This window comes from Shigella sp. FC1967, from assembly GCF_001743005.1.
Classification (GTDB): domain Bacteria; phylum Pseudomonadota; class Gammaproteobacteria; order Enterobacterales; family Enterobacteriaceae; genus Proteus.
In genome coordinates this window covers 1-8,912 of sequence record NZ_MIIZ01000510.1, presented here as the reverse complement: position 1 = coordinate 8,912, position 8,912 = coordinate 1, and the positions used below count along the sequence as shown (strand labels likewise).

Below are 8,912 nucleotides of genomic sequence, written 5' to 3'. Positions count from 1 at the left end.
ATTAAAATCACCCAATGAATACGCACTATAAACAATAAGAAATAAACCAAAGCAACAAAATAGTAGCGATAGAATATGACGATTTAGCATAGGCATAAAAACGGCTGTTGTTCAGCCGTTTCCTCAGTTATTTCTTTATAATTTCACCAAACTTTTTTATCTTCATTTGCCATAAATTGAGTGGCATCATCACCATATAATTCAATAACTTCAAATCCTTGTTTATTTGCAAATTCGGCTAATTCACCAGAGGCATACACTTTTTTCATTGCAGCAGTGAGTTTATCTTGCACTTCTTTATCTAACCCTTTTGGCGCAACTAACATATTCCACGCTTGCAAATCCCAATTATAAGGTGTGGCTTCTTTAAATAATGGAACATCAGGATAAAAAGCTGATTTCTCATTTGACATAATTGCCATATGCTTCACTAACCCCGCTTTTACCATACTGTCCGCCTCTCCTAATGAAGAGGTCACAATATCAACACCACCAGAAGCAAGTTCTTGTAATGCAGCACTTGCCCCTTGAGATGGGATAAAGCGAATGGCATTATCAGGTAATCCAGCAGCACGCAACATACCAATAGTATTAAGATGCCAGATTGAATTTAAGCCACTGCCAGATGCCTTTAATTTCCCTGGATTTGCTTTCGCGTAATCAATAATTTCCTGTGCATTTTTAAAGGGTGAAGATTTCCCGACTTGTAATCCACCATAAATAACGGCAAGACGTGTAATCGGTGTGTAATCTTGATACGTTAAATTTGTCATTCCTTGATGATGCATCATGGTAATTTCAACCGTTGCAATACCAAGTGTGTAGCCATCAGGTTTTGCATTTTTAATGGCATCATGACCTACAACACCACTGCCGCCTGTTTTATTGACCACATTAACAGTAACGCCCAATTCTTCTTGTAGCCCTTTTGCGGCTAAACGTGCAACCGTATCGGTATTACCGCCTGCCGCCCAAGGAACAACAATCGTAATCGGCTTTTCAGGGTATTGAGCAAAAGCCGGAAGTGAAAAAATGGAACTGCATAGGGTAAATGCCAGAAGTGTTTTTTTCATTATATGCACCTTTTCTCATTGCAGATTATTTGTGGCCGAATATCTTCAAGCCTTGATTTAAGGCGAGCCTGAACTTGGGAAAGGACAGGCATTGCTGTTACGCCTTTTTGTTCTATAAATGCAGAGAGGAAAGCACTGGCAAATAATACACTTTCATGCATTGTGCCTCCTGCCGCTATTTTTGAAGCAAATGCGCCATTAAAAGCATCCGTGGCTGCCATCGTATCCACTCGTAACGATGGCATAGGAGGGATATGAAAAGTGGCTCGTCCATCAAAATAGACCACACCAAGCTTATCCATATAAATAATAACTTTCTTTTTTTCATCACCAGAAATAACGTCAATAGCCTGTTTGGCGTCATTAATATCGTTTATTTCAATGTCAGCCCAATGTGATGCTTGAATCGCATTTAAGGTAATAAAATCAAGCTCTGAATAAAGCTGCTTTAAATTTTCGTTATAAGGTGCAACATTAAGTATCACTATTTTATTAACTGATTTTGCAAACAGTGCAGCTTTAATATTGGCTTCTATATTAATTTCACCTTGGAGTAATAGCACGTCAGCTTCACTTACATAAGGTAAAGAAATATCAATCTCTTGATCTGAGAATGTATTGTTCGCCCCTAAATAAGTCGCTGTAATATTGTTTTGTGTTTTATCTGCTAAATAACTAATTGAACTGCCTGTCGGCTCTATTTCTGTTTGAAATACCGTGAAAGAATCAATACCACTTTCTTGTAAATATTTATAAGCGTATTTACTAAAATGATCTTCACCGACTTTCGTAATTAAATGTACTTTTGCATCAGAGAAACTGGCAGCCATTGCCTGATTCGTTCCTTTGCCACCGGGACCTATCGAATTACTTTTAGAGTTAATTAACTCACCGACTTTTGGAAAAGAATCAACATTAGCAATAATATCTACCACAAACGATCCAAGTACACAGACTTTGCCTTCCGGCTTTCTATCTTTACGTTCTCTCACGATTAATAAATCGTGTAATAAACATGAAATATCAAAACTATCACTAAATTTACTTATTTTTTTAATTTCTTGTTTCCCTAGTATGGCGCCACCATGACAACGTTTGATCAACCCTTCTCCTTCAAGGTATTTCAAATCACTGCGGATCGTTTCCAGTGTGACACTGAATTTTTCCGCAAGCTGAGCCACTTTAACTTTCTTTTGTTCCCTGATGATGGTGTAAATTTCCTGTCGCCGCTCTTCTGAAAACATATAAAGTGCCTCCGTATCATTGATAACGAGAATAAGGAGATTAGGTCAGTGATTCTGCGATGGTATTCAAAACAAAAAACCAAAAACAAAAGCAAAACCAAATCGAAGCAATTTAGATCACATTTTTTTAACACAATATCAATTGGTATACGCTAAAAGTGAGAGGTGAAACGAGTCGAATAAAGAATAATAAGAAAGAAAAACGAGGTAGGATCAGCCGTTCAATGACGGCTGATTAAATAACGGATTAGATTATTACAAAAATAATAGTTTTAAATGTAAATATAATGTTAAATAAAATCACCGCGATATTTAGTTTAACAACGTATTAAGCAGATAAAAGCCGACTAACGTCAGTAAAACCACCACTAGTGTATGACGTATTTTAAGCGCTAATCCTACACATAATAAGGTTCCCCATAAGTAAGGATTATCTAAAACACCTCTAAATTCGCCCTTTTCTAACAATACGATTGGCGCACAAATGGCAGTTAATAAACAAGGTGCAGAATATCCTAACGCTTGTCTGATCACTAACGGTAATTTGACGGGGATCGCGGGTTCAAGAAAGAAATAACGCAACATGAAAATGACCAGTGCCAGCACTAATAATAACGACCATGTCATTTTTGTTCTCCTCTGAATCTAGCAACACACACAGCGATAAACATGCCGGTTAACCCACCAATAACGACGCCACCTTCTATATTCAACCAACTGAAAATAATCGATAAACAAAAAGAGACAATAACGCCCACTAACGTGCTAAATGTTTTTATTAATGGGATAACAATTGCCAATAACGTGGCAACAATAGAGAAATCAAGATGATAACTTGATAAATCAGAAACTTGGCTTGCCATAATAATACCAACAATACTGACCGCCACCCATGATAAATAAAAACATAATCCCGCACCTATCATATAGGCGGGAGTTAGCTTCACTTTAGGTTGTGCTGAAACCGCAAAAAGCTCATCTGTTAATAAAAAGCCTATCGTAATGCGTTGATACCACTTTAAGTGGGCAACATGAGGACGTAATGTCAATCCGTATAAAAGATGTTGTGCTGTAATAAAAAAGACAGAAACAATAATCGTCAGCATACCTGCACCAGAAATGACTAATCCTAGTGTGACGAGTTGTGCTGCTCCAGCAAATATAATGGCAGACATTCCGACGCTTTGTGCAAAGGTTAATCCTGCATCGACAGCCATTGATCCCGCTAATATTCCCCAAGGAATAACGGCAAGGCATAAAGGCAAAACATGCAAGGCACCTAAACCAAAAGCACGTATTACTTGCCTATCTTCATGATTATTTCTGATTTTTTCCATTTACGTTTTTCACTTCAAATACATTAATTCTATGGAGAATGATTATTAGTCAGTAAAGATAAATGGGATTGTATAAAATTGCTATTTTGTTTATTTCTTATAACAAGACGGGGTTTTTAAAGAGGAAGATAATCGAAGCCCTTTCACATAATGACCTGGCGTAACACCAATGGCATTTTTAAAATGGCGATGGAAATGGCTTTGATCTGAAAAACCACAAAGTTGTGTAACATCAGAAAGCGAATGACCTAAAGAAAGCAATTGCCTTGCTTTGCGAATTCTTGCTTGAATAAGCCAAGCGTGGGGAGTCATACCCATCTCTTTTTTTAAATTGACGTAGAAAATGCCAAGGACTTAAATTTGCCATTTCCGCTAAGGTATTAAGTGAAAATTCATTTTCAGGTGTGTCATTCATTAATTCACTTATCCATTGCAACCGTTGTCCTATTGCACTCAAAGGCTTTTCTTGAGTTCGTGTTTTGCTATAACGCAATATCAACATTGCCATTGTTGAAAGTAATAATGACTCTTTAAGAAGAAAATTATTGGGCTGTTCTAACAATGAAAAAAGTAATAAAAGTTGCTGACTTAAACCAGGATCGTGAATAACAGCATCAGGAAACCATGGGATTGAACCACGTTCTTGTTGTAAGTCTTGCGTTAATGTTTGCAAATACTCTGGCGTGGGATAAATAGCTTGATATGCCCAACCTGATTCTACCGCGGATGAGCCAGTGTGGACTTCATCTGCATTGACAATAATAATATCGCCTTTAGGCGCTATATGTTCACTGCCTGTGCGATAAAACTGTTGAGCACCATCATCAATAACACCGAAACAAAAACCTTCATGAGTGTGACGTGAAAACGTTTGATGCAAATATTCAGCTTGCAGATAAGCAAGGCTATTCAGCTCAGGAAGGTGGATAAGTTTAGCCTGCTCTTGCCGCATTGAATAATTGACTCCATCAACAATAAAAATCATCAGCTTGTATCATAAACACTATACTGATGATTGTATAAAATTGCTCAATCTTACTTATGTCGCTGATGAATTTTTGCTGGAACAAAAATTTGCTGAACGTCTAAGTTTGTCTGGTTAATTAATCCCATAACCAATCGGAAACAGTGTGATGCTAATTCAGGATTATTTTGTGCAATGGTATCTATTGGGATTGATAATGAATCATAAAGATAGTGATCATCAAAACCCGCTAAATAGACTTTATTTTGTATCATTTTATTTTGACTTATATAACGCAAAACACCGTCTAATAAGCCACACGCAGAAGTAAAAACAAATTGGGGTGGACGCCCCAAAGAGGCGCATAAAGAGCCGAACATTTCATAGCCGGAATTTGGGTGATAATGCCCATGTATGATCCACTCTGATCCCAGATTGATATTCGCTTGTGAAAGCCCTTGCGTAAAACCTAAAAGGCGATCGTTGGTGGGTGAAAGCGTTGATTGTCCACCTAAAAAGTAAAATTCATCAATGCCTTTTTTTGACGCAATCTCTGCAATAAGTTGTTGTGTCATGGTTGTTGAATCGGTGACAACAAAAGGTAGTGTTGTTCCTTTAAAATAACGATCAAATAACACAACAGGAATTTGTTGGCTCAAACGTTGATATTCTACATCACTTTGCAAACAGGAAGCGACAATCAGACCATCTATCTGTCGTGATAATAGATGCTCGATTACCAGTGTCTCTTGAGCGGCATTTTCATCAGTGCAGGAAATGAGTAATTGTATACCCGCTTCTCTACATAATATTTCTAGCTCATAAGCTACGGAAGCAAACCCATAGTTAGTAATATCTGGAATAACTAATCCCAATGCATAACTACGATTGTCACGTAAAGAGCGGGCATGAATATTGGGTTGATACAGATATTGTTCAGCAATGGACGTAATACGCGCAATAGTCTCATCAGAAACGCGCATCTCTTTACCTCGGCCATTTAATACCAAACTTGCCGTTGTTTTTGAAACCCCTGCTAATTTTGCAATATCGGTGATCGTGATACGTTTTTGTTTTTTCACTATTATTCTACTTAATGTCACGTTTACTGAACGTAAACGGTTTTATCGTTTTTAACTAGGTAATGCATTCTTTAATTGCCAAGTTGTGAGGTTGATGGTGTCTTTCCCCAAGAAACGGATAGCCTGTTTTTCTGAAGGGAAGAATCGGCTACTCATCACACCCGCACCATTATTAAAGAAAATTTCTACACTCGAGTTATCACATAATATTTGAAGATGTTTTATATCACCAAACCAGAAACGTGATTGCCACTCCCCGTTTTTAACACTGCGACGTTTTAACTCAGCGCGATTATTCTCAATGATTAACGCAAGAGTATCAGAAAAATAAATAGTCAGAGAGCCAAATAGCTCGACTTCAAGTTCAACTGAAAATTCGTTAATGTCTGGTACATCATTAGCCAAACCTTGCCAATAGACTGGATTTTGTCTGAGTTGCTGTAATTCTTTTACCGGCTGTTGATAAAGTTTATTTTCTTTTATCCGTAATTCGCGGGGGCAAGTCATTTGATGTATCCAACCATTAGCAATGGTTGGTTGATACATTTCCTCTCCATCAGGAACCCCCATCCAACCAAATAATAGGCGTCTGCCATTGGCTAATGTCGTTTGAGGCGCATAAAATTCAAATCCTGCATCAAGCTCAATTAAATCACCATGTTGAAATTGTAAGGTTGAATAATCAAAGCTCCCGATTAAATAAGCACTAGAGTGAGAATTTAAAAAACGATGTTGTTCTTTTTTTGATACCTTGAGGACAAGTTAATAAAACAAAGTGTCCATTAAGCTCAAAGAGATCTGGGCATTCCCACATATAACCCGCATCAGCTAATCCGCCTAAATAACTCCCTGCTAACTCGCCGACTAATTGCCATTGATATAAGTGAGAGGCGCGATAGAGTAAAACTTTACCCTGTTTATCTAAAGTTTGCGCACCTAACACCATGTACCATATATCGTTATATTGCCAAACCTTAGGGTCACGAACATGACCACTGTAACCTTCTGGAAGCCCTAAAACGGGCCCTAACTTATCAAAACCACCCTGCTTATTTTCTACCGCTAAACATTGCCAAGCTGTACGAGCGCCATCTTGAAATTTTACATTCCCGGTATAACAGAGCGTTAATTGTCCTTCATTGATCACTGCACTGCCAGAATAACAGCCATCTTTGTCATAAAATTCATCAGGCAATAAAGCAATGGGTTGATGTTGCCAAGTAATAAGATCCTTTGAACGCCAGTGTCCCCAACATTTATTTTTATGCTCACAAGACAAAGGGTTCCACTGATAAAACAGGTGATAATACTCACCATCGAAACAAAATCCATTGGGATCATTTAATAATCCCGTTACTGGTGCTAAATGCCAACATGGATAGTATTTATCTTTTACGGCATTAGCGCTATTACACATAACCGCTTGTAAAATTGCGGATAACCCTTCACTTTTTTGTCATTTATGCAGACTCCACTTTATATTTAAGTAACAGAGAAAGAATAAAAGCGGTTAAAAATGCAATCACTAAACCAACAATATAATTAATAATTGAACCTGCTTGTACAATCGCGATCCCTGGAATAGCGGTAAGACCAACGGCGGTCATATAAACATGAGAACCTACAACCCAAGCTCCACCAGCGGCACCACCAATCAACGCTGCAATGAAAGGTTTTCCATAACGTAAATTAATACCGAAAATGGCCGCTTCAGTGATGCCTAACATAGCGGAGAAACCCGATGGGATCGTAATTGCTTTAATTTTCGCATCGTTGGTTTTAAACCAAACAGCCATACAAGCACCACCTTGAGCAATATTAGCCATTGCCCAGATAGGCAATAAGAAATTAACCCCAATATTTGGATTGCCTAATAAACCAGCTTCAACCGCATGAAAACTATGATGAATACCCGTGATAACAATAACAGAATAGAGTCCACCAAAAACAACACCTGCGATCCAACCTGTTTCTGTAATCAGTGTACTTAATATAAATGAAATACCGTCGCCTAAAAGACGGCCGACAGGACCAATAACCAATAATGCGACAAAACCCGAAATAATAACGGTTAAAAATGGTGTGATTATTAAATCAAGGGCATTAGGAACAACTTTACGTAATTGTTTTTCTAACACGCTCATAAACCAGACGGCAAGTAATACCGGAAAAACTGTGCCTTGATAACCAATCATCGCGACTTCTAATCCAAAGAAATTCATGGTATTAAAGCCCGCCGCAACTCCCCAGGCATTAGTTAATGCAGGATGCGTTAAAATCCCCCCAAGTGTTGCACCAAGATAAGGGTTTCCACCGAACTCTTTTGCCGCAGTAAAACCAATTAAAATCGGTAAAATAATAAATGCTGCGGAGCTACACATATCAAGCATGATATAAAGTGCATTATCAGGGCTTACCCACTGATTCGTTTTCATTAGCCCCAATAGTCCCATTAATAGACCTGAAGCCACAATGGCTGGAATAATGGGCACAAAGATATTAGAAAGCAGTCTTGCTATTCGTTGAAATGGATTGAGCTTTTTAGCTGCAATATTGGCGGCTTCAGATTTACTTGATTCACTAATACCTGCGGCAGCAATAAATGCAGCATGTACTTTATTCACTAATCCTGTACCGAAGATAACCTGAATTTGCCCTGCATTACTAAAACACCCTTTTACTCCCTCTAATTTGTTGATTGCTTCTTTGTCTGCTTTTGAGTCATCGACAAGAACAAGTCTTAAACGCGTAGCGCAATGTGCTGCACTTGCAATATTTTCAGCACCACCTAATAAAGGCACAAGTTGGTGAGCAACTTTTTTCAATATTCATCATAGCCTCTGTCATTCTTTTTTATTTATGTAGCGAGTATTTAGTTTAATCGAGAAAACTAAAACGGTTTAGCTAGTAACTTGATTAAATAAAAATCAATTCAAGATAGCAATAAAAAGACAGATAAAGGGCATTTAATTGTGATCTCAATTACAAAAAAGTCTATTTATTAACCCTATTTTCACTTATTTAAACAATTAAAAAATAACATTTAGCTAAACAAGTTTTATTTTTTTTGTTTAGCTAAATAGGTTAATTGATTGTTAGATAATTATAGCCTCTAAAAATGCCCGTTAAGTATTAATAAAAATAACTATTGAAACGAACAAAATCATAGAGATAAAAACAAATCAGCAACCTTATAAATGTTACTGATAACA

The 8,912-nt window shown here is 37.5% G+C and carries 6 protein-coding genes and 2 pseudogenes; all 8 read right to left on the bottom strand.

All coding sequences use genetic code 11. The features are described from left to right. Window positions 1–143: 143 nt before the first annotated feature. The gene (locus BHE89_RS04375; protein ID WP_128860318.1) at window positions 144–1,073 is read right to left on the bottom strand and encodes a tripartite tricarboxylate transporter substrate binding protein; all 930 of its coding nucleotides are present in this window, start codon (window positions 1,071–1,073) and stop codon (window positions 144–146) included. Beyond that, window positions 1,073–2,317: a PfkB family carbohydrate kinase gene (locus BHE89_RS04370; RefSeq protein WP_069367140.1), complete on the bottom strand. Its 1,245-nt coding sequence runs from the start codon at window positions 2,315–2,317 to the stop codon at window positions 1,073–1,075. Before BHE89_RS04370 ends, BHE89_RS04375 begins: the two co-directional genes overlap by 1 nt. A 312-nt stretch (window positions 2,318–2,629) precedes the next feature. Next, window positions 2,630–2,944 (bottom strand): AzlD domain-containing protein, encoded by a 315-nt coding sequence (locus tag BHE89_RS04365; RefSeq protein WP_069367139.1) that lies wholly within the window; start codon window positions 2,942–2,944, stop codon window positions 2,630–2,632. Beyond that, window positions 2,941–3,654, bottom strand: a complete 714-nt coding sequence (locus tag BHE89_RS04360) for an AzlC family ABC transporter permease (RefSeq protein ID WP_069367138.1) — start codon at window positions 3,652–3,654, stop codon at window positions 2,941–2,943. Before BHE89_RS04360 ends, BHE89_RS04365 begins: the two co-directional genes overlap by 4 nt. Before the next feature lie 90 nt (window positions 3,655–3,744). Continuing rightward, window positions 3,745–4,606, bottom strand: a pseudogene (locus tag BHE89_RS04355) (helix-turn-helix transcriptional regulator). Between the two features lie 83 nt (window positions 4,607–4,689). Further along, a complete protein-coding gene (locus tag BHE89_RS04350; protein WP_069367137.1) occupies window positions 4,690–5,700 on the bottom strand; it encodes a LacI family DNA-binding transcriptional regulator in 1,011 nt (336 codons plus the stop codon). Window positions 5,701–5,751: 51 nt separating this feature from the next. Beyond that, a pseudogene (locus BHE89_RS04345) lies at window positions 5,752–7,117 on the bottom strand (sucrose-6-phosphate hydrolase). A gap of 43 nt (window positions 7,118–7,160) precedes the next feature. Further along, window positions 7,161–8,525, bottom strand: a complete 1,365-nt coding sequence (locus BHE89_RS04340; RefSeq protein WP_286145884.1) for a sucrose-specific PTS transporter subunit IIBC — start codon at window positions 8,523–8,525, stop codon at window positions 7,161–7,163. Window positions 8,526–8,912 lie beyond the last annotated feature (387 nt).

Bases quoted from the DNA above. Each gene is read 5' to 3' on its own strand.
- BHE89_RS04375 (WP_128860318.1), bottom strand. From the start codon at position 1,073: ATGAAAAAAACACTTCTGGCATTTACCCTATGCAGTTCCATTTTTTCA.
- BHE89_RS04370 (WP_069367140.1), bottom strand. From the start codon at position 2,317: ATGTTTTCAGAAGAGCGGCGACAGGAAATTTACACCATCATCAGGGAA.
- BHE89_RS04365 (WP_069367139.1), bottom strand. From the start codon at position 2,944: ATGACATGGTCGTTATTATTAGTGCTGGCACTGGTCATTTTCATGTTG.
- BHE89_RS04360 (WP_069367138.1), bottom strand. From the start codon at position 3,654: ATGGAAAAAATCAGAAATAATCATGAAGATAGGCAAGTAATACGTGCT.